Origin of the sequence: Azorhizobium doebereinerae UFLA1-100, assembly GCF_000473085.1 — a bacterium.
Taxonomy (GTDB): domain Bacteria; phylum Pseudomonadota; class Alphaproteobacteria; order Rhizobiales; family Xanthobacteraceae; genus Azorhizobium; species Azorhizobium doebereinerae.
Genome location: NZ_AXBA01000022.1, coordinates 83,211 through 103,840, shown reverse-complemented (window position 1 = coordinate 103,840; position 20,630 = coordinate 83,211). Strand labels below are relative to the sequence as shown.

Below are 20,630 nucleotides of genomic sequence, written 5' to 3'. Positions count from 1 at the left end.
TTGCCGGGGACTACAGGAAAGGGATGACGGGCATGAACCGTCTCGATGCGCTGGAAGCGCAGAGCATCTTCATCATGCGCGAGGCCTTCGCCCAATTGCGCAAGGTTGCCCTGCTGTGGTCGCTGGGCAAGGATTCCAACGTCATGATCTGGCTGGCGCGCAAGGCCTTCTTCGGCCGCGTGCCCTTCCCCTGCATGCATGTGGATACGGGGCGCAAATTCCCCGAGATGTACGATTTCCGCGACCGCTATTCCAAGGAATGGGGGCTCGACCTGCTGCTGGAGGACTGCCCGCCGCTGGAGAGCACCGATCCCACCCTGCCGCCGGCCGCCCGCTCCGCCGCCCGCAAGACCGAAGGGCTGCGCATGGCGCTGGCCAAGCACGGCTTCGACGGCGTGATCGCCGGCATCCGCCGCGACGAGGAGCCGACCCGGGCCAAGGAGCGCTTCTTCTCGCCGCGCGGCACCGACGGCGCGTGGAACGTGCGCGAGCAGCCGCCTGAATTCTGGGACCAGTACAACACCGCGCTCACCCCCGGCGCGCATCTGCGCATCCATCCCATCCTGCATTGGACCGAGATGGACATCTGGGCCTACACGAAGCGCGAAGGCATTCCCGTGATCCCGCTGTATTTCTCCAAGGACGGCATGCGGTATCGCTCGCTGGGCGACAAGGACATCACCTCGCCGGTGCCTTCGCTGGCCTCCACCCTGGACGAGATCCTGGCGGAACTGGCCACCACCAAGACTTCGGAACGCTCGGGCCGCGCCATGGACCATGAGAGCGAGGACGCCTTCGAGCGCCTGCGCACCGCCGGCTATCTGTGAGATCATCCGTCATGTCCGCAAGCATCGCCTCCGTTCTTCCCGACTTCTCCGCCGATGCTCCGGCGGAGGCGCATCATGCGGTCCGCAGCCCCGCCGAGCGTGAACTCCTGCGCATCGTCATCGTCGGCCATGTGGATCACGGCAAGTCCACTTTGGTGGGCCGTATCCTGCATGAGACCGGCGCACTGCCGGACGGCAAGCTGGAGATGCTGCAAGCGGTGTCCGCCCGGCGCGGCATGCCGTTCGAATGGTCGTTCCTGCTGGATGCGCTCCAGACCGAACGCGACCAGGGCATCACGGTGGACACCACCCAGATCCGTTTCGCCACGCCCCAGCGCGACTATCTCCTGATCGACGCGCCGGGCCATGTGGAATTCCTGCGCAACATGATCACCGGCGCCGCCCAGGCGGACGCCGCCGTGCTGCTGATCGATGCGGGCGAGGGCGTGCGCGAGCAGACCCGCCGCCATGCCTTCCTGCTGCATCTGCTGGGGCTCCGGCAGGTGATCGTCGCGGTCAACAAGATGGACCGGGTCGGCTACGACCGGGCGGTGTTCGCCAAGATCGAGGCGGATGTCGCGGCCTATCTGGACGGCTTCGGCCTGCATCCCACCTTCGTCATCCCGCTCTCCGCCCGCGAGGGCGGCTTCGTGAAGGAGCGGGCCGAGGGTGCGGACTGGTACCAGGGGCCGACCATCCTGGACGGGCTGGACCAGCTCACCGCGCCGCTCGGCCTCGGCGACCTGCCGCTGCGCTTCCCGGTGCAGGCGGTCTACAAGTTCGACGACCGCCGCATCATCGCCGGCCGCATCGAGAGCGGGAAGCTGGCGGTGGGCGACGAGCTCACCTTCGAGCCGTCGGGCGCCACCGCCCGCATCCGCAGCCTGGAGGCCTGGCCCGGCCCCGCGCCGCGCTCGGCCGGGGCAGGGCAGTCCATCGGCCTGACGCTGGACAAGGACATCTTCGTCGCCCGCGGCGACGTGGCGGCGCACGGCAACCTGCGCCCACGCGCCGCTCGCCGCCTCACCGCCCGGGTGTTCTGGCTGGCGGACGCGCCGCTGAAGGCGGGTACGCCCGTCACGGTGCGCCTCGCCACCAACAATGCCACCGGCGTCGTGCGCAGCGTGGCGAGCGCGGTGGATCCGGCGAACCTCACCACCGAGGGCGTCGCGGCGCTCGGCCGCAACCATGTGGGCGAGGTGGACATCGCGCTCCACCGCCCGCTGGCGGCGGACGCCTATGGCATCAACCCGATCCTCGGGCGCATCGTCATCGAGGTGGACCGCAAGATCGCCGGCGGCGGCATCGTCCTGTCGGCCACCAGCGAAGACAAGTCCCCGGCGCCGAAGGGCGAGGTGGTGGCGGTGGCCTCCGCCGTGCGTCCCGCCGACCGCGTGGCGCGCTATCGCCACGGCGGTGCCGTGCTGTGGCTCACCGGCCTGCCGGCGGCGGGCAAGTCCACGGTGGCGCGGGCCACCGAGAAGCGCCTGTTCGACCTCGGCGGCGCGCCGCTGTTCCTCGACGGTGACACGCTGCGCACCGGCCTCAACGGCGACCTCGGCTTCTCCCCGGCCGAGCGGTCGGAGAATATCCGCCGGGTGGCGGAGATGGCGGCCTTCCTGGCGCGCAACGGCCATGTGGCCATTGTCGCCCTGGTTTCGCCCACGCGGGCGGACCGGGCGCGGGCGCGCGAGATCGCCGGCGCCCATTTCCACGAAGTCTTCGTGCGCGCGCCGCTGGACGTGTGCGAGCAGCGCGATCCCAAGGGCCACTATGCCCGTGCCCGCAAGGGCGAGATGGCCAACTTCACCGGCGTCAGTGCCCCCTATGAGGAGCCGGAGCAGCCGGAAGTGGTGCTCGACACCACCGCCGACCTGTCGCTCTGCGTCGGCGTGCTGGAGAGCTATCTCACCGAGGCCGGCGTGCTCTCGCCTTCCGACGCGGACGCCGGCATCTGATCGTCTCCGCCGGCCGCGGCCGGCGGCTCGGCGGCCAGCAGGGCCGCGAGAAGTCCGGGGAAGCGCTGGTCCAGATCGGCGCGCCGCAAGGTGTTGGTGCGCCCGTTGCCCAGGTCCACCTGGCGGATCAGTCCCGCCTCGCGCAGCACACGGAAATGATGGGTGCGCGTCGCCTTGGCCACCGGCATGGCGAAGGTCGCGCACAAGCGCGGCGCGTCACCCCCGGCGGCCAGTTCCAGCGCCACCCTTCGCCGCTGCGGATCGGCGAGCGCGGCCAGCACCTGCCCGAGGTCCAGTGCGGCGACGTCCGGATGCCAGAGGGGATCGGACACTGTGGACTCCCGATATCGTGGTTCCCTGCTCTTGCACGGCCGAGGGATTGGCTTCAAGGTACGATAACTATCGTACCATAGGGAGCAGGGAACATGGCGACAGCGACTACGCATGCGAAGGCGGTGCGCATTCATGCCTTCGGTGGCCCGGACGTGATGGTCCTGGAGGATCTGGAGCTCCCGCCGCCCGCGGCGGGCGAGGTGCAGGTGCGCCAGATCGCCGTCGGCTTCAACTATATCGACGTCTACCAGCGCACGGGCGTCTATCCGCTGCCGCTTCCCACCGGCCTCGGCCATGAGGCGGCGGGCGTGGTGGAAGCGCTGGGCGAAGGCGTGACCACGCTCAAGGTGGGCGACCGCATCGCCTATATCAACGCGGGCATCGGCGCCTATGCGGATCGCCGCAACCTGCCCGCCGAGCGCCTGGTGGTGATCCCCGACAGCATCAGCGACGAAGAGGCCGCCGCCGTCATCTTCAAGGGCCTCACGGCGCAATATCTGCTGCGCAAGACCTATGAGGTCCAGCCGGGCGATATCGTGCTGATTCACGCCGCCGCGGGCGGGGTGGGGCAGATCATGTCCAGCTGGGCCAAGGCGCTCGGAGCCTTTGTCATCGGCACTGCGGGATCTCCCGCCAAATGCGCCATCGCCAAGGCGGCGGGCTGCGACGTGGCGATCAATTATTCCGAAGCCGACTGGCCCGAGCAGGTGATCGCCGCCAGCGGCGGGCGCAAGGCCCGCGTGGTCTATGATTCCGTCGGCAAGGACACCTTCCTGAAGTCGCTGGATTGCGTGGCGCCCTTCGGCCTCATGGTGATCTTCGGCAGCGCATCGGGGCCCGCACCCGACGTCTCGCCGGAACTGCTGTCCAAGAAGGGCAGCCTTTATCTGACGCGCGCCTCGGTGTTTCCGCGCAATGCCGATCCTGCCGACCTCCGGGCCAATGCGGCGGAGTTGTTCGCGGCGCTGGCCGCTGGGCATGTGAAGCCGGTGATCGCGGCGCGCTTCCCGCTGGCCGATGTGGTGTCGGCCCATCGCATGGCGGAGGCGCGGACCAATGCCGGCGCCATCCTGCTGATCCCGTGATCAAGCCCGGTTCCGACCAGGCCGGAGCCTGATCGGAACCGCCTCCGGCCTTCACAGCAGCCGCGGCGCGTTCTCCAGCGCGGCGCGATACTCGGTGATCAGCCGGGCGCAGAGTTCCGCCGTGGGCGGGGCGTCGAGCACCGAGCCGACGCCCTGGCCGGCGGACCATACGGTCTTCCAGGCCTTGGCCTCGTCCGAGAGGCTGAGCTTGCCGTGGGCGATCAGATTGTCGGGATCGAGCCCGGCGGCGGCGATGCTGGGGCGCAGGAAATTGGCGTTCACGCCGGAAATCGCGGGCGTGTAGAGCACGTCCGACGCAGCGGATTTCAGGATCATCTCCTTGTAGCCGGCGGGTGCCGCGCTTTCCCGTGTCGCGATGAAGCGGGTGCCCATATAGGCGAAGTCCGCCCCCATCACGCGGGCCGCCGCCGCATGGGTGCCGGTGGACATGGCGCCGGACAGGATGATCGTCCCGTCGAACACCGAGCGGATCTCGGGGATCAGCGCGAACGGGCTGAGCGCGCCCGCATGGCCGCCGGCGCCCGCCGCCACCGCGATGATGCCGTCAACCCCGGCCTCCGCCGCCTTCTCCGCATGGCGCCGGCTGATGACGTCGTGGAAGACCAGCCCGCCATAGCTGTGCACCGCCTGGACCACGTCGCGCACCGCGCCGAGCGAGGTGATGACCAGCGGCACGCGCTTGGCCACCGTCACCTTCAGGTCCGCTTCCAGGCGGGCATTGGTCTGGTGGACGATGAGATTGACGCCGAAGGGGGCCGCCTCCTCCATGCCGTCGAGCCGGCTCTCGATCTCCTCCACCCATTCGGAATAGGCCGCCGTGGTGCGGGCGTTGAGGGCCGGGAAGGTGCCGAGCAGTCCGCCCCGGCAGGTCTCCACCACGAGATCCGGATTGGACACCAGGAACATGGGCGCGGCGATGATCGGGGCCTTCAGGCGCTCGGCGAGCGCGGCGGGAATCGGCATTCGTGTCCTCCAGCTTCGGAGCTCGCCTCATGCGCGGGCCCACGCTTTTCTCGTTTTGGAGCCGGCCCGCCGTGCGGCGAGCCGAGCCTGCGGGCCCAAGTCTGGTCCGGCCCGGCATCAGCGGCAAGGGGTGCGGCGGCACCATGCGGCGCGCGGCGCCCTTGCGGCGGGTGCCCGCTTTGGTGCAGCGTTCGACCAAGCGGCCGGAGGAGCCGCGCGGGAGGGTTTCCATGTCCGACGCCGATCCGGTGCTGCTCGATGTCACGGGCGGCATCGCCCGCATCCGCTTCAACCGGCCCCATGTGCTCAATGCGCTCGATGAGCACGCCATCCTCGCCTTCCAGCGTGCGGTCGACACGGTGGTGGAGCAGCCCGGGGTGCGCGTGGTCGTGCTGTCCGGCGCGGGACGAGCCTTTCTCGCCGGTGGGGATGTGGGGCGTTTCCACGCGGCGGGCGAGGATGCGCCGCATGTGGTGGCCGCGCTCATCGGGCCGCTGAACGAGGCGATGCTGGGCCTCGCCAAGCTGAAAGCGCCGGTGATCGCCAGCGTCCAGGGCGCGGCGGCTGGCGCAGGCCTCTCCGTCGCGCTGGCGGCGGACCTGATGATCGCCGCCGACGACGCCAAGTTCTCCATGGCCTACAGCCGCATCGGCACCAGCCCGGACGGCTCGGCCACCTGGCACCTGCCGCGCATCGTCGGCCTGCGCAAGGCGCTGGAGATCGCGCTGTTGTCCGATACCTTCGATGCGCAGGAGGCGCTGCGCCTCGGCATCGCCAACAAGGTGGTGCCGCTGGCCGACCTGCCCGCCGCCACCGAGGCCCTCGCCACCCACATCGCCAACGGCCCGACTGCCGCCTATGGGCGCATCAAGGCACTGCTGCGCGCCTCGTCCGGCAACAGCCTCGCCGAGCAGCTCCAGGCGGAGCGGGACGCCTTCGTGGCGAGCGCGTCCACGCGCGATTTCGCCGAAGGCGCGGCGGCTTTCGTGGCCAAGCGCGCGCCGCGCTTCGAGGGACATTGAGGCCGGCGGCCTTCGGGAGGTTTCCATGGATGTGAACGGACATGCCGCCATCGTGACGGGGGCGGCCTCGGGCCTCGGCGCGATCACTGCCCGGGCCCTGGCGGGCGCGGGCGCCAAGGTGGCGCTGCTGGACCGGGACGTAGAGGGCGCGGGGCGCGTCGCGGCGGAAATCGGCGGGCAGGCCTTCGCCTGCGACGTGGTGGATGGGGCGAGCGCCGAGGCTGCGGTGGCGGCGGCCGCCGCCGCCCACGGACCGGCGCGCGTCCTGGTGAACTGCGCCGGCGTCGCGCCCGCGGGGCGCATCGTCGGCCGCAAGGGGCCGCTGCCGCTGGAGGATTTCCGCCGGGTGGTGGAGATCAACCTGATCGGCACCTTCAACCTGCTGCGCCTGGTGGCGGCGGGCGCCGTGGGGCTGGAGCCGCTGGCGCGCGGCGAGCGCGGCGTCCTCATCAACACCGCTTCCATCGCCGCCTATGACGGGCAGATCGGCCAGCCGGCCTATGCGGCCTCCAAGGCCGGGGTGGCGGGCCTGACCCTGCCGGCGGCGCGGGAACTGGCGGGCGTCGGCATCCGGGTCGTCACCATCGCGCCCGGCATCTTCGCCACGCCGATGATGCTCTCCATGCCGCAGGAGGTGCAGGACAGCATCGGCGCCACGGTGCCGTTTCCGCCCGGCCTTGGCGATCCGGAGGATTACGCCCGGCTGGTGTTGCACATCCTGGCCAACACCATGCTCAACGGCGAGGTCATCCGCCTCGATGGCGCGCTGCGGATGGCGGCGCGCTGAACGGACGCGGGCTCAGTGGATCGGCGGGGCGTATTGCAGCCCGCCGTCGCGGGCGAGGCGGTTCATGCCGCGCGGGATGCCGAGGGGCGAGCCGCTGCCGAGGTTGCGCTCGTATACCTCGCCATAATTGCCGACGCTGCGGATGATGCGCAGTTCCGCGCCGGCTTTCAGGCCCAGTTCCTGGAACAGGTCCTCGTCCTCCGAGAGGAACCGGCTGGGCTGGGCTGTACCGCCGGCAAGCGCTGTGGAGGTGATGCCTTTTTCCTCCGCCGTCAGCATGGCGAAGTGGGTCCAGCGCACGATGGAGAACCACTGGTCGTCGCCCTGCCGCACCGCCGGGCCGAGCGGTTCCTTGGAGATTACCGTCTCGGCCAGCACATGCTCCGCCGGGGCGGCCATGGTTCGCCGCAGGCCATAGAGCGCCGAGACGTCGCCGGTGATGGCGTCGCACCAGCCGGTCTCATAGGCCTTCACCAGCGGCGGCGGGGCAGGGAAGGCGACGATGTCGATCTTCTGGCCGTGCGATTCGAAATAATCCGCCGCATAGGCGTCATGGGTGGTGCCGGCATGCACGCAGACGCGCCCGCCGCCCAATTGCTCGGCCTTGACGATGCCGCGCTCCTTGCGGGCGATGAAGCCCTGGCCGTCATAATAAGTGACCACCGGGAACAGCAGCCCGTATTCGGTCTCCCGGCTCAACGTCCAGGTGGTGTTGCGCACCAGGATGTCCACCGCGCCGGACTGCACCGCGGTGAAGCGGGTTGGAACGTCCAGGGGGATGAAGCGCACCTTGTCCGCGTCGCCCAGGACCGCCGCCGCCACCGCGCGACAGAAGTCGACGTCGAACCCCACCCATCTGCCGCGGGCATCCTGGCCGGAAAAGCCAGGCAGGTTCTTGTTGATGCCGCACAGCAAGGTGCCGCGCTCCTGCACGCTCTTCAGTGTCTGGGCCGCGGCGCCGTCCAGGGCGAGCAAGGGGGCGATCAGCGCCAGCGCCGATAGGAAACGGTGGATGCAGCGGGAAAGCCAGAGCATTTTGTCCCGGCTCCTGGGAGGGGCGCGAGCGATCGAGCTTATACAATCGGCGGTATCCTGCAACGTTCATATACACAAGAATTTAACGTTAATTACGGACTCTTACATCCAGTTTGACAAAATCGACAAAGCCGATAGATTTCACGTAAATCCTATTGGAGATGTGAAATGCCCGCACCCATCGACAGCCGCTCCTGGCGCGACTGGGTTCTCTTTGCCGCCGCTTACGGCGTCATCATGGGAGCGATCTTCTTCGCCTACCCGCCCGGCCAGAGCCCGGTTCGGCACGAAGCGTCCGTGAGCCAGGGCGCGGCGCTCCGCTGAGCGGGCGTCGGACGGCAGTCAAAAGCTTGATCTGAAATCACTATTTCGGTCGTGGGGCAGTGCTGCCCACGGCCGTTGGCGCCTGCGGGGCGGGCGCTTCCGATCCATGACGCAACGGCGGTATGCGCCGATTGCTCTGCCAGCCGGGCGTGATGCCGGCTCAGCGGTTCAGGGCGATGGCCTGATTGTTCTCGATCAGCGTGCCGATATAGCTGTTCGGCCCGGCCGGCTGGAGGCGGGCGGTCACCTTGCCTAGATGGTCCTGCAGCACGATGTCGGACCCGAGCATGTCCCAGCCCTTGGTCATGAAGATCTCGCTCGGGCAGGACACGTCGGCGCGGGCGGTCAGGCCGTTCATGCCGCGGTCCGTGGTGAGCGTCACCGGGCAGGTGTGCTGGCCGCTGTCCCAGGCCATGGTCCAGGCGCCGGAGAGCTGCTCCTTGGCGCCGGTGGCGGCATAAGCGGAACCCGTGGGCGTGGTGGGCGGCGGGGTCAGCGGCACGTTGGAGGCCATGGTGCGCGGGGTCACCGCGGCGCTCGCGCTCGCGGCTCCGGCGCCGGTCGCCGGCGCCTGAACGGCCGCGGCCGCAGCCGGAGGAGGCACGGGGGCGCTCTCCACCGAGGCGGTGGGGGCGGACAGGACACGCTGCGATTCCACGACGCTCGGCTTGGTCCCGAAGCCGTCGAGCTCGGTGCTGCACGCGGCCAGACCGACAGCGCACAGGAGCACGGCCCCAACGGGTAACACCTTCATCCACACAACTCCGCGCGTTGCCGCCTCATGGCCGGACCGCTCATTGAACGTCCCTTGCGGAACGTTACGCCCCAAGCGTTACCAGCCTATTTTCAACGTTCGGACCCAAACACCACCATCCGGGAGCCATCCCTAGGGTTTTCCGAGAACATGGCGAGAGGATGACCCAACGGCCATTCTCCGCCGGCTCACCATCTCCCGCGGGCGCGGCGGCGCGCGCCATGGACGGACGGGCGGCGGCGCGCTATGTCCCGCCTATCCGCCGTTCCCCGCAGGAGAATTTCATGTCGTCCCTCGATCCGAAGACGCTGACCGTCGTCGTTACCGGCGCCACCTCCGGCATTGGGGCTGCGACCGTTCGGCGCTTCGCCTCCGTCGGCGCGAAGGTGGTGGCCATGGGCCGCCGCGAGGACCGTCTGGCCGATTTGGCCGCGGAGTTCCCCGGTTTGATACACCCTGTCGTATTGGACGTGCGCGACTTCGCCGCCACCGAGGCCGCCTTCGCCGCCCTGCCGGAAAAGTTCAGCGATTACAACGTTGTGTGCGCCAACGCCGGGCTGGCGCTGGGGCTGGAGCCGGCCCAGGAGGCGAAAATCGCCGATTGGGACACAATGATCGACACCAATGTGACAGGCCTCACCTACACGGTGCGCGCCGCGCTGCCCGGCATGGTCGCCCGCAAGGAGGGCCACGTGGTGTTCACCGGCTCGGTGGCCGGCGACTATCCCTATCCGGGCGGCAACGTCTACGGCGCCACCAAGGCGTTCGTGAAGCAGTTCGCGCTGAACTGCTGGGCGGACCTCGCCGGCACCGGCGTGCGGGTCACCAACATCGAGCCCGGCCTCACCGAGACCGAATTCTCCGTGGTCCGCTTCCGCGGCGACGAGACCAAGGCGGACAAGGTCTACGAGGGCACCGCCCCGATGACCGGCGAGGACATCGCCGAGCAGGTGTTCTTCGCCGCCACCCTGCCGCGCCACGTGGTGGTGCTGCGGATCCAGGCCATGGCCGCGCAGCAGGGCTTCAGCCCCTTCACCATCAAGCGGGGCGGTTGAGGCGCCGCGCCGCGCGCCGGGGAGGCGGGCGCCGTGAACCTGCCCAACATCATCACCCTCGGCCGGCTGCTGATCGTGCCGGTGGTGATCTGGGCGATCTCCGCCGACGAGCCCAGGCTCGCCTTCGCGCTGTTCCTGCTGGCCGGGGTGTCGGACGCCATCGACGGCTTCCTCGCCCGCCGGCTCGATTTGCGCACCGAGCTCGGCGCCTATCTCGACCCCATCGCCGACAAGGCGCTGCTGGTGTCGATCTACGTGACGCTGGCGATCAGCGGGGACATCCCCCGCTGGGTGGCCATCGCCGTGGTCTCCCGCGACGTGATGATCGTCGGCGCCATCGTGCTGTCCACGCTGATGGCGAAGCCCGTGGCGATCCAGCCGCTGATCATCTCCAAGGTGAACACGGCGGTGCAGATCGCCTTCGCCGCTCTGGTGCTGGCGCGCGAGAGCTTCGACTTCGCCTGGACCCAGCCCTACCGGCTGGGGCTGGTGGCGGTCGGGGTCTTGACGGGCCTTTCAGCGGCTGCCTATCTCGCGGCATGGACACGCCACATGGCTCGCTGAGCCTGATGGCGCGCTGAGGCGTCGCGGCCCGTGCGCCGCGCCGCCGCCCGCCGGGGAACTCGGGACGGGGGAACTCGGGACAGGGGAATACGGGCGATGAAGCTTCAGGTGCAGCTGCGCTTCTGGATCGGTGCGCTGATCGCCCTGGTGCTCATCCTGTGGGTCCTGCGCGAGATCCTGCTGCCGTTCGTGGTCGGCACCGCCATCGCCTATTTCCTCAACCCGGTGGTGCGCCGGCTGAAGCGGATCGGCGTCGGCCGCATCCCCGCCACGCTGGCGCTGGTCGGCCTGCTGCTGTTCGTGGTCGTGCTGCTGCTGCTGGTGGTGCTGCCGGTGTTCTCCAGCCAGCTGTTCGAGTTCATCCAGAACCTGCCGTCCTACGTCTCCCGCCTCCAGCGCCTCGTCACCGACGAGAACAAGGAATGGGTGGACCAGATCTTCGGCGCCCGCCTGCCGGACATCCAGCGCTCGCTGTCCGACCTCATGTCCCAGGGCGTGAGCTACCTGCTTGGCCTGCTCACCTCGCTGTGGTCCGGCGGGCAGGCGCTGCTGTCGGTCTTCGCCCTCGTGGTGGTGACGCCGGTGGTGGTGTTCTACGTGCTGTGCGACTGGGACAGCATGGTGGATACCGTGGATTCCTGGATCCCGCTGGACCAGCGCCCGGTGGTGCGGCGGCTCGGCCGGGAGATGGACCTGGCGGTGGCCGGCTTCGTGCGCGGGCAGGCGCTGGTCTGCCTGCTGCTGGGCAGCTACTACGCCATCGCGCTCAGCATGGCCGGGCTCAATTTCGGCCTGCTGATCGGCATCGTCTCGGGCCTCATCACGTTCATTCCCTATGTGGGCTCGCTCACCGGCTTCGTGCTGGCCATCGGCGTCGCCATCGTCCAGTTCTTCCCGGACTGGGCCATGATCGGCACCATCTTCGGCATCTTCATCGCCGGCCAGACCATCGAGGGCTACATCCTCTCCCCCAAGCTGGTGGGCGACAGCATCGGCGTGCATCCGGTGTGGCTGATGTTCGCCTTGTTCGCCTTCGGCTATCTGTTCGGCTTCGTCGGCCTGCTGCTGGCGGTGCCGCTCACCGCCGCCGTGGGCGTGCTGGTGCGCTTCGCCTTCCGGCAGTATTTCCACTCCTCGCTCTATACCGGCGGCGAGAAGCGGGCCGAGGAACGCGCCGTAGATCCGACCTGAGCCATGACCGGCCGCGACACGAAATCCCGCCAGCTTCCCCTCGACCTGCCGGCCGCAGCCGCCATGCAGCGCGAGGATTTCCTCGGCGCGCCCGGCAATGCGGCGGCGCTGACGCTGGTGGATTCCTTCCCCGACTGGACCGCCCGCGTGGTCTGCCTCGTCGGCCCGGCGGGCACCGGCAAGAGCCATCTGGCGCGGGTCTTCGCCACCCGCTCCGGCGCCGTCACGGTGGCGGCGCGCGATCTCGCCCGCGCCGCCGTGCCCGAGGCGCTGGCCCATGGCGCCCTGGTGGTGGAGGATCTGGCGCCGGGCGATTTCGACGAGGCGGCGCTGTTCCATCTGCTCAACCTCGCCCGCGAGCAGGGCGCGTTCGTGCTCATGACCGCGCGCACGCCGCCGGCGCACTGGCGCCTCGCCACCCCGGACCTCGCCTCGCGCCTGCGCGCCCTGCCCACGGTGGAGATCGCGGCGGCGGACGATCCGCTGCTGGCGGCGGTGCTGGTGAAGCTGTTCGCCGACCGGCAGATCCCGGTGGACGATGCCACCGTGCAGTTCCTGCTGCGCCGCATGGAGCGCACCGTGGAAGGCGCCCAGCAGGTGGTGGAGGCGCTCGACCGCGCGGCGCTGGCCGCCCAGCGCCCGGTCACCCGCGCCCTGGCGGCCCAGGTGCTGCGCGACCTGCTGCCCGGCGAGGGCGAGCCGGAAGACGCGGACGACTGAGCCGGGCTTCGGCGGGCGCAACGACTACCCCGTCCTCGCTCATTTTGAGAGAGAACGGGACGCGAGCTAGCGCCGGGCGAGCGAGCGCAGGAAGCCCTGGTATTCGTCGGTCAGTTCCATATCCACCGCCGGGGCGGCCTTCAGCAGCAGATTGGCGATGAAGGCCTGGTCGTTGCGCGTGTCCTCCAGCGCCTCGCGCAGGATCGGCAGATTGTCCTCGATATGGTGGAGGAAGGCGGGCTCCTTCTCCACGATCACCGTCCAGCGCTCCCGCGTCCACCGGGCGAGCGGATAGAGCACCTCCTGGATGAAGTTGGATTTGCGCGCCTTCTCGAAGAAGCGCAGGCCGGTGTTCCAGTCCTCCTTGGCGCGCATGGGCGGCGGCGGCCTGTCGCCTTTCAGCCATTTGCGCCCGGCCTGTCCGACAAAATCCTCAAGCAGGATCGGATTGTCGTTGGTGGCACGGAAATAGCCGAGCGCCAGGGCGCCGGGAAAGTCCGGCCCGTAGGCCGCGGTCAGGCCGGCTTCCACCCGGTCCACGGCGGCGATGTCGCCCTTCAGCGCGGCGGTCATGCAGAAGGCGAACAGCGCGTCATTGCCCACCGCGACGACGCCGGCGGCCTTCAGGTCGTCGGCGTCCAGCGCCGGCGTGACGCCATCGGCGGGCATCTGCGCCGTTCCGGCCCGCTGCGCGGTGATGAAGGCGGTGATCTCCAGCCAGCCCATGAAGCTGGCGAGGAAGGCGTCCGGGTCCACATGCACGATCGCCAGATTGATCGGCAGCTTGCGCTTCTGTAGTTCGGCCATGTCGGTCATGGCGACCTCCCGATGGTGACGCGGACGGGCGGTGCCCCATCCAACAGGCCCGGCATGCGCTGCAAGCCCCGTGCCGCCGGCCCCGCAGGAGATCAGGTCGCGCGCGAGAGGTGTGGATGCGCGGCCGGCTGGCGCCCGGCCGGGCCCGCGCGCCTTGTGGCGGGCTCCGGCTGTCCCCAGAATGCGCGCCGCCGCCACCCCGCCCGCGGCGCCGGGAAAGAGCCCCTCTCCGAAAGAGCCCCTTCATGTCGCAAGCCGCCCTCGACACCCTCCTGCACGCGCTGTCCGGCCCGCTGACCCTGGTGGACGTGGGCGCGCGGTGGGGCGTGCTTGGCCGCTGGGCGGCGCTGGGCGAGAAGGCGCGCATCGTCGGCTTCGATCCCGACGCCGAGGAATGCGGCCGGCTCAATGCCGTGGCCCCGCCCAATGTCCGCTACGTGGCGGCGGGGCTGGCGGACACCGAGGGGACGCGCACCCTGCATGTGGCGAAGCAGCCGGCGTGCTCGTCCATCTTCCCGCCGGTGCGCGCGCTGGTGGAGCAATATCCCGCGCTGGCCGAGGTCGAGATCACCCACACGGTGGAGATGCCCTGCCGCCCGCTGGACGATCTGCTGCGCGCCGAGGGCATCGGCCCGGTCGCGGCGATCAAGCTCGATACCCAGGGCTCGGAACTGGCCATCCTGAAGGGCGGGGTCGGGGCGCTCGCCGGTTGCGCGCTGATCGATGTGGAGGTGGAGTTCAACCCGATCTATTCCGGGCAGGCGCTGTTCTGCGACGTGGACCGCTTCCTGCGCGACCACGGCTTCGTGCTGTGGCGGCTGGAGAACCTCGCGCACTATTCCACGCAGACGGTGCCCGCCGCCTTCTCGCAGATGATCTTCCATGCCGACCCCTCGCCGGCGGCGAGCGCGCAGGTGGCGAACGGGCAGGTGTTCTGGGCGCAGGCGCAATATGTGCGCGCCAGCTATCCGCGCACGGGCGCGGACAGCCTCACCCGCGCCGAGGCGATCCCGGCGGCGGTGCTGGCCGGGCTCTACGGCTTCTGGGACCTGGCGCTGGAACTGGTGCGCAAGACCGGCGACGCCGACCTGCTAGAGACGCTGCAAGGCCAGTTGGCCCCCGCCGCTTAGGCCCGCCGCGCCGCGCCCTCGGCAGCGCCCGCGCCTTCGGCGTCGGCCAGCGCCCGCTCCGTATCCACCATGTAGTCGCGGCGCACCGGCACGTCGTCGCGCCGCTCGCTCAGCAGCAGTTGGAACACCATGTTGGAGCCGTGCAGGAAGCCCAGCTCCACGGCGGCGAGGTAGAAGTCCCACATGCGGGCGAAGCGCTCGCCCATCATCACCACCACCTCGTCGCGGCGCGCCTCGTAGCGCTGCCGCCAGGCGCGGATGGTCCAGTAATAATGCAGCCGCAGCACTTCGCAGTCGGCCACCCACAGGCCGGTGCGCTCGGTGGCCGCCGTCACTTCCGACAGCGCCGGCACGTAGCCGCCGGGGAAGATGTACTTGCGGATGAAGGGCGCCGTGGTGCCCGGCGGCGACATGCGGCCGATGGCGTGGACGAGGGCGAAGCCGCCCGGCTTCAGGAGGCCGCGCAGGGTGCCGAAGTAATCGTCGAAATGCTGCACCCCCACATGCTCCATCATGCCGATGGAGACCACACGGTCGTATTTGCCCTTCAGCTCGCGATAATCCACCTCCAGGAACTCGATGCGGTCGGCGACGCCCGCAGCCTCCGCCCGGCGGCGGGATTCCGCCAACTGGTCGGGTGAGACGTTGATGGCGGTGACTTTGACGCCGCAGGTGGTGGCCAGGTAGATGGCGAGCCCGCCCCAGCCGGAGCCGATCTCCGCCACGTGCTGGCCGGGGGAGAGCTGAAGCTTGGCGGCCACGTGGCGCATCTTGTTGCGCTGGGCCACTTCGAGCGGCTCGTCGGGATCGTCGAAATAGGCGCAGCTGTAGCTCATGCTCTCGTCGAGCCAGAGCCGGTAGAAGGCGGCCGGATGGTCGTAATGGCTCTTCACATTGTCGGCCGCCTGGCCGATCCGGTTCGACTGCTGGCGCCGGCGCAGCGCGCGCCAGACCTTGCGCAGCGCGGCCTGCACCGGATGGGCGGCAAGGCCGCGCCGGTTCACCGAGAACAGCAGCAGCAGGTCGAAGACGGTACCGCCGTCCTCGAACACCAGCCGGCCGTCCATATAGGCCTCGGCCGCCTTCAATTCGGGATTGAGGAACAGCTCGCGCGCCACCTTCTCGTCGGTGAAGCGCACAGTGACGCTGGGGCCGTCGGCACCGCTGCCGAAGGCGTGGGTGCCGCCGTCCGGCGTGCGCACCACGAGGCGCCCCTTCTCGATGAAGCGGCGCAGCAGATGGGAGAGGAGGCGCATAGACACGAGCCGCAGCGTAAAACGCGAATCGGCCCGGGGGAAGCGGCAATGCAACCCTGGCGGGTCCGAACCTGCCTCAGGCGAAGGTGACGGCCGGTTCGCGGCCGATCAGCCGGGCCAGCTGGCGCAGGCGGCTGTGCACCCGCTCGTTGACCAGGCTGGCGAGGTCCGCCGGCACGGTGAGGCGCAGCGTGCCGTCCTCCACCGCCAGCGGCGCGCGCGGCAGGATGCCCGGCATGGCGGCGGACAGCAGGTAGGCCACGCGCATGGCCGCGCCGAGGATGCGGGCGCGGTCCAGCATGCCGGAGGACACCAGCTCCAGGAGGCGCGGGGCGTATTCGTCCTCGCCCAGGCCCATGTGCCGGTAATAGACCGCCAGCGCCAGGAAGGCGCGGCCGGGGTGGTCGATGCCCACCAGCGCCGCATGGGCGATGACGTTGAGGCTCTGCTCGCCGCGATAGTCCGGATGGGCGCGCCAGGCATTGTCGGAGAGCAGGCAGGCGGCCTGCCGCAGGCGCATGTCCTCCCGGTCCTCCTCCAGCACCGGGGAGGAGGCGAAGAAGCCGCCGGTCCAGTCGGCCAATTCCTCGCAGTGGCGGGGCGAGCGCGAGCGCAGGATGTTGAACTCCTGCGCCGCCACGATCAGCGGGTCGGCGGCGCGCTGGTCGGCGTCGAGCAGGCCGTAGAGCAGGCCCTCGCGCACGCCGAGGGCGGAGATCACCACCTCCGCCGGCCGCCCGGCCTTGACCACGTTCTCCAGCACCAGCGCGCCATAGGCCAGGAGCGGCCGGCGGGCGTTGGACACCGCCTCGATATGGGCCAGCGCCTCGGATTCGGCGCGGTGGACGATGCGGGTGAAGTCCACCACTTCCTTGGCCGGCAGCCGGTAGCCGTGCATCACGTGCAGCGGGTAGCCGCGCTGGAACATGTGCAGCCGGGCGAGCGCGCGCCACGTGCCGCCCACCGCGTAGAAGGTGCGCCCGGCCATCGCCGGCAGCACCGCCGCGTCGCGCATGGCCTCGCGGACGATCTTGTCGGCTTTGTTGAGGGATTTCGCCGAGCGGTCCTGCAAGGCGAGGCCGCCGATGGGCAGGGTGATGCCCGCGCCGACGTCGTCGCCGCGCACGTCCACCAGTTCCAGCGAGCCGCCGCCGAGGTCGCCCACCACGCCGTCCGGCGCGTACACGCCGGAGATGATGCCGTAGGCGGCCAGCTCCGCCTCGCGCCGGCCGGACAATATCTCGATGGGGGTGCCGCAGATCGCCTCGCAGGCGGCGATGAAGTCCGGCCCGTTGCGGGCGTCGCGCGCGGCGGCGGTGGCGAGCGCATAGACCTGGCCGACCCCCATGGCGTCGCACAGGCCGCGGAACCGGCGCAGCGCGGAGAAGGCGCGCTGCACGGCATCCTCGGCAAGGCGCCCGGTGGAGAGCACGTCGCGGCCGAGCCCGCACAGGGCCTTCTCGTTGAACAGGGGGACCGGGGCGCGGGTCACCGCCTCATAGACCACGAGGCGGACCGAGTTCGAACCGATGTCGATGACCGCGACCGGCGCCTCGCCGGCCATCAGCGTGGAAAGACCGCGGCGGTCATCCTCCCGATCGGCGGACGAGGAGACTGCGCGGTGAAGAATCCTTGAGAGACTTTCCACGTCCTGACAAGCTCGGGTTGGTCATGAAATAGCGGTGGGCGTTGAACGGCTCCTCGCCCGGCGCCGGGACTATGCGTTCCGACGAGCCGTCGGGCAACACCCGCCAGCTCTGTTCGTTGTCGATAAGATTGGCCACCATGATCTGATCCAGCACCTGCTCATGCACCGTGGGGTTGGTGATGGGACACAGTGTCTCAACCCGGCGGTCGAGGTTCCGCGTCATCAGGTCGGCGGACGAGATGTAAACGATGGCCTTGGGGTGCGGCAGGCCGTGGCCGGCGCCGAAGCAGTAGATCCGGCTGTGCTCCAGGAAGCGCCCGACGATGGACTTCACCCGGATGTTCTCGCTGAGGCCGGGAATGCCCGGACGCAGGCAGCAGATGCCGCGCACCACGCATTCCACCTTCACCCCCGCGCAGGAGGCGGCGTAGAGGGCGTCGATCACCTCCGGGTCCACCAGCGAGTTGCACTTCAGCCAGATCGCCGCCGGCCGCCCGGCCTGGGCGTGGACGATCTCGTCGGCGATGTGCCTGAGGATGCGCGGCTTCAGCGTGGCGGGGGACACCGCCATGGCGTCCAGCTCGCCCGGCTGGGCGTAGCCGGTGATGAAATTGAAGATCCGCGCCACGTCCTGGGCGATCACCGGGTCGGCGGTGAAGAACGACAGGTCGGTGTAGATGCGCGCGGTGATGGGGTGATAATTGCCCGTCCCCACGTGGCAGTAGCTCGCCAGCGTGCCGCCCTCGCGGCGCACCACCATGGACAGCTTGCCGTGGGTCTTCAGGTCGATGAAGCCGAACACCACCTGCACGCCGGCCCGTTCCAGGTCGCGCGCCCAGCGGATATTGGCCTCCTCGTCGAAGCGGGCCTTCAGCTCCACCAGCGCGGTCACCGACTTGCCGGCCTCCGCCGCCTCGGCCAGCGCCTTCACGATCGGGCTGTCGGAGGAGGTGCGGTAGAGGGTCTGCTTGATGGCGACCACATTGGGATCGCGCGCGGCCTGGCGCAGGAACTGGACCACCACGTCGAAGGATTCATAGGGGTGGTGGACCAGGATGTCCTTCTCGCGGATGGCGAGGAAGCAGTCGCCGCCATGGTCGCGGATGCGCTCGGGAAAGCGCGCGTTGTAGGGCGCGAACTTCAGGTCCGGCCGGTCGACGCCAACGAGCTGGGAGAATTCGTTGAGGGCGAGGACGCCCTCCACCACGAAGATCTCGTCGTCATGCACGTTGAGCTCGCGGGCGACGAAGGTGCGCAGTTCCTCCGGCATGCCGGCGTCCGCCTCCATGCGGATCACCTCGCCGTAGCGGCGCTGCTTCAGCGCGGTCTCGAACAGGCGGACGAGGTCCTCCGCCTCCTCCTCGATTTCCAGGTCGCTGTCGCGGATGACGCGGAACACGCCCTGGCCCTTCACCGCATAGCCGGGGAACAGGCGGCCGATGAACAGGCCGGTCATCTGCTCCAGGGTCATGAAGCGCATCTGCCCGGCCTCGCGCTCGGGCAGGCGGATGAAGCGCTCCACCTTGGCGGGGATGCGGATCAGCGCGTTCATGCCCCGCCCGTCGGTCTGCCGCACCAGTTGCAGGGCGAGCGAGAAGCCGAGGTTGGGAATGAACGGGAAGGGGTGCGCCGGATCGATGGCGAGCGGGGTGAGCACCGGGAAGACATGGTGCAGGAAATGGCGTTCCAAAGCGTCGAGGTCGGCGGCGCTGACATCGCTGCCGTCCACCAGCTCGATGCCGGCGCCGGCCAGTTCCTTGCGCAGCTCCCGCCAGCGCGCCTGCTGGTCGAAGATCAGCGAGGCGGCCTCGGCCACCGCGCGGGTGAGCTGCTCGGCCGGCAGCAGGCCGTCGGGGCTGGCGACGGCGAGGCCCTCGCGCACCTGCTCCTTCAGCCCGGCCACGCGGACCATGAAGAATTCGTCGAGATTGTTGGCCGAGATCGACAGGAAGCGCAGCTGTTCCAGCAGCGGGTGGCTGCGGTTGGAGGCTTCCTCCATGACCCGCCGGTTGAAGTGCAGCCAGGAGATTTCCCGGTTGATGAAGCGTTGGGGCGAGGTGGCAAGATCATTGACGGCCTCGGCCGCATCGTCCTGCATCATCGCCAGCACTGCCGCTTCATTCGCACTCATGGATGGGTTCCCCTTGTTCGGGCGGACCATGGCCGCCTTGCGTGACCACTCTATGACGGGCGGTTCACGATCCAGCGCCTTTGCCAGCGCCGTCGCCAGCGCCGCGCCGCATCATGCGCCCGCGCGCATGCTTTTCGAAAGGGCGTGCGCAGGTTGCGCACATCCGGCGCCGTCCGCCTCCCGTCCGTGACGGGATCGCGACAGGTGGTGGGGCGATCTGCGCCGCCGTGCGGCCGGTCCGCCGGGCGGGGCAGGGGCCGCCATTGCGCCCGGGAGCGAAGGCCGCGCCCGGTCCGTCCCCGCGTGCGACGGGCCGTTCCGCTCCGGGCCGGTTGGGCCGAAACCCGACAATCCGGGCTGGCGCGGAACTTGCTGGACAGGAGCCGATCCGCTTCCGCCGGCACCGGGAGCGGTCCTCATGTCGGAGGCGGCCCATGCCCGAACTGTTCGCCATCTGCTCCACCTACGAGGTCGACGACGGCGGCGCGCGCGGCTTCGTGCTGGCGCGGCTCGACGAGACCGGGGCAACCAAGCCCTGGCCGATCATCGTCACCCGCAAGTCCAATGCCTTTTTCGGCTTCGAGAATGTGTGCCCGCACCAGGGCACGCGCCTCGACACGGTGCCGGGGGAATTCCTCGACGAGGAGGGCAACTTCCTCACCTGCGGCAAGCATCACGCCCAGTTCGACCTCGACACCGGCCACTGCTTCATCGGCCCCTGCCAGGGCAAGGACCTGACGCCGGTGAAGCTGGTGATCGACGACGGCGACGTCTGTCTGGTCGACATCGCGCTGGCCGAGGAGGACGGGCTCGACATCGACGAGCCCGACACGTTTCCCGAGGTGATGATCACCGGCGACTGACGACGGGCGATCCCCGCCGGCCGGCGCGCCCGCGATCGGCGCGCCGGCCGGTCATGCCGTAAATGCAACCAAAAATAGAAATACCTTCATATCACAGCCTTTCGGCGCGTGGGCGGAGGCGTTCAGACCCCGACGTCGCGGGTCGCC

20 protein-coding genes are annotated in these 20,630 nt (G+C 69.5%); 12 read left to right on the top strand and 8 right to left on the bottom strand.

The features are described 5' to 3' along the window. Positions 1-32: 32 nt before the first annotated feature. Entirely contained in the window at positions 33-827 is a 795-nt protein-coding gene (cysD, locus tag YU1_RS0116320) for a sulfate adenylyltransferase subunit CysD (RefSeq protein ID WP_029004980.1), read from the top strand. 11 nt (positions 828-838) lie between these two features. Further along, the gene (gene cysC, locus YU1_RS0116315) at positions 839-2,785 is read left to right on the top strand and encodes an adenylyl-sulfate kinase (RefSeq protein ID WP_029004979.1); all 1,947 of its coding nucleotides are present in this window, start codon (positions 839-841) and stop codon (positions 2,783-2,785) included. Here the strand turns inward: cysC and YU1_RS29845 are convergent. Further along, positions 2,731-3,117, bottom strand: coding sequence for an ArsR/SmtB family transcription factor (locus tag YU1_RS29845; RefSeq protein WP_051356945.1), 387 nt, complete (start codon positions 3,115-3,117; stop codon positions 2,731-2,733). The two genes, cysC and YU1_RS29845, sit on opposite strands and share 55 nt — an antisense overlap. A gap of 93 nt (positions 3,118-3,210) precedes the next feature. Here YU1_RS29845 and YU1_RS0116305 point away from each other — a divergent pair, with 93 nt between their 5' ends. Continuing rightward, positions 3,211-4,203, top strand: a complete 993-nt coding sequence (locus YU1_RS0116305; protein ID WP_035715585.1) for a quinone oxidoreductase family protein — start codon at positions 3,211-3,213, stop codon at positions 4,201-4,203. A 51-nt stretch (positions 4,204-4,254) separates the two neighbouring features. Here the strand turns inward: YU1_RS0116305 and YU1_RS0116300 are convergent, their stop codons facing one another. Then, positions 4,255-5,187: an NAD(P)H-dependent flavin oxidoreductase gene (locus YU1_RS0116300; RefSeq protein WP_029004977.1), complete on the bottom strand. Its 933-nt coding sequence runs from the start codon at positions 5,185-5,187 to the stop codon at positions 4,255-4,257. Between the two features lie 230 nt (positions 5,188-5,417). Here YU1_RS0116300 and YU1_RS0116295 point away from each other — a divergent pair, with 230 nt between their 5' ends. Together YU1_RS0116295 and YU1_RS0116290 are read left to right on the top strand one after the other, a co-directional pair. Beyond that, complete coding sequence (locus YU1_RS0116295; RefSeq protein WP_029004976.1) at positions 5,418-6,209, top strand: enoyl-CoA hydratase/isomerase family protein; 792 nt, start codon at positions 5,418-5,420, stop codon at positions 6,207-6,209. Positions 6,210-6,234: 25 nt separating this feature from the next. Further along, on the top strand, positions 6,235-6,996 hold the full coding sequence (locus YU1_RS0116290) for an SDR family NAD(P)-dependent oxidoreductase (protein WP_029004975.1): 762 nt from the start codon (positions 6,235-6,237) through the stop codon (positions 6,994-6,996). A gap of 12 nt (positions 6,997-7,008) precedes the next feature. Here the strand turns inward: YU1_RS0116290 and YU1_RS0116285 are convergent, their stop codons facing one another. Further along, complete coding sequence (locus YU1_RS0116285) at positions 7,009-8,031, bottom strand: amino acid ABC transporter substrate-binding protein (protein ID WP_051356944.1); 1,023 nt, start codon at positions 8,029-8,031, stop codon at positions 7,009-7,011. Positions 8,032-8,199: 168 nt separating this feature from the next. Between YU1_RS0116285 and YU1_RS33530 the strand changes: the two genes are divergently transcribed. Continuing rightward, on the top strand, positions 8,200-8,355 hold the full coding sequence (locus YU1_RS33530) for a hypothetical protein (protein WP_156922200.1): 156 nt from the start codon (positions 8,200-8,202) through the stop codon (positions 8,353-8,355). A 160-nt stretch (positions 8,356-8,515) separates the two neighbouring features. Here YU1_RS33530 and YU1_RS0116275 read toward each other — a convergent pair whose 3' ends face one another. Then, positions 8,516-9,109 carry a protease inhibitor Inh/omp19 family protein gene (locus tag YU1_RS0116275; RefSeq protein ID WP_029004973.1) on the bottom strand — a complete coding sequence of 198 codons (594 nt, stop codon included), beginning with the start codon at positions 9,107-9,109 and terminating at the stop codon, positions 8,516-8,518. 284 nt (positions 9,110-9,393) lie between these two features. Between YU1_RS0116275 and YU1_RS0116270 the strand changes: the two genes are divergently transcribed. The 4 genes from YU1_RS0116270 to YU1_RS0116255 all read left to right on the top strand — a co-directional run bounded on the left by YU1_RS0116270 (position 9,394) and on the right by YU1_RS0116255 (position 12,639). Next, entirely contained in the window at positions 9,394-10,164 is a 771-nt protein-coding gene (locus YU1_RS0116270) for an SDR family NAD(P)-dependent oxidoreductase (protein ID WP_029004972.1), read from the top strand. Between the two features lie 33 nt (positions 10,165-10,197). Beyond that, the gene (locus tag YU1_RS0116265; RefSeq protein ID WP_029004971.1) at positions 10,198-10,728 is read left to right on the top strand and encodes a CDP-alcohol phosphatidyltransferase family protein; all 531 of its coding nucleotides are present in this window, start codon (positions 10,198-10,200) and stop codon (positions 10,726-10,728) included. Positions 10,729-10,824: 96 nt separating this feature from the next. Next, complete coding sequence (locus YU1_RS0116260; RefSeq protein ID WP_029004970.1) at positions 10,825-11,919, top strand: AI-2E family transporter; 1,095 nt, start codon at positions 10,825-10,827, stop codon at positions 11,917-11,919. Between the two features lie 3 nt (positions 11,920-11,922). Beyond that, on the top strand, positions 11,923-12,639 hold the full coding sequence (locus YU1_RS0116255; protein ID WP_029004969.1) for an HdaA/DnaA family protein: 717 nt from the start codon (positions 11,923-11,925) through the stop codon (positions 12,637-12,639). Between the two features lie 66 nt (positions 12,640-12,705). Here YU1_RS0116255 and YU1_RS0116250 read toward each other — a convergent pair whose 3' ends face one another. After that, entirely contained in the window at positions 12,706-13,455 is a 750-nt protein-coding gene (locus YU1_RS0116250; protein ID WP_029004968.1) for a hypothetical protein, read from the bottom strand. 245 nt (positions 13,456-13,700) lie between these two features. Between YU1_RS0116250 and YU1_RS32095 the strand changes: the two genes are divergently transcribed. Next, the gene (locus YU1_RS32095) at positions 13,701-14,585 is read left to right on the top strand and encodes an FkbM family methyltransferase (protein WP_051356943.1); all 885 of its coding nucleotides are present in this window, start codon (positions 13,701-13,703) and stop codon (positions 14,583-14,585) included. On the opposite strand, the gene YU1_RS29835 is transcribed toward YU1_RS32095, so the two are convergent. The 3 genes from YU1_RS29835 to YU1_RS0116230 all read right to left on the bottom strand — a co-directional run bounded on the left by YU1_RS29835 (position 14,582) and on the right by YU1_RS0116230 (position 19,590). Continuing rightward, positions 14,582-15,841, bottom strand: coding sequence for an SAM-dependent methyltransferase (locus tag YU1_RS29835; RefSeq protein WP_051356942.1), 1,260 nt, complete (start codon positions 15,839-15,841; stop codon positions 14,582-14,584). The genes YU1_RS32095 and YU1_RS29835 overlap by 4 nt on opposite strands. Positions 15,842-15,917: 76 nt before the next feature. Then, a complete protein-coding gene (gene ppx / locus YU1_RS29830) occupies positions 15,918-17,405 on the bottom strand; it encodes an exopolyphosphatase (RefSeq protein WP_035715579.1) in 1,488 nt (495 codons plus the stop codon). A 22-nt stretch (positions 17,406-17,427) separates the two neighbouring features. Then, positions 17,428-19,590 carry an RNA degradosome polyphosphate kinase gene (locus YU1_RS0116230; protein WP_245263357.1) on the bottom strand — a complete coding sequence of 721 codons (2,163 nt, stop codon included), beginning with the start codon at positions 19,588-19,590 and terminating at the stop codon, positions 17,428-17,430. A 464-nt stretch (positions 19,591-20,054) separates the two neighbouring features. On the opposite strand from YU1_RS0116230, the gene YU1_RS0116225 reads away from it, so the two are divergent. Next, a complete protein-coding gene (locus YU1_RS0116225) occupies positions 20,055-20,483 on the top strand; it encodes a Rieske (2Fe-2S) protein (RefSeq protein WP_029004966.1) in 429 nt (142 codons plus the stop codon). Positions 20,484-20,630: the final 147 nt, after the last annotated feature.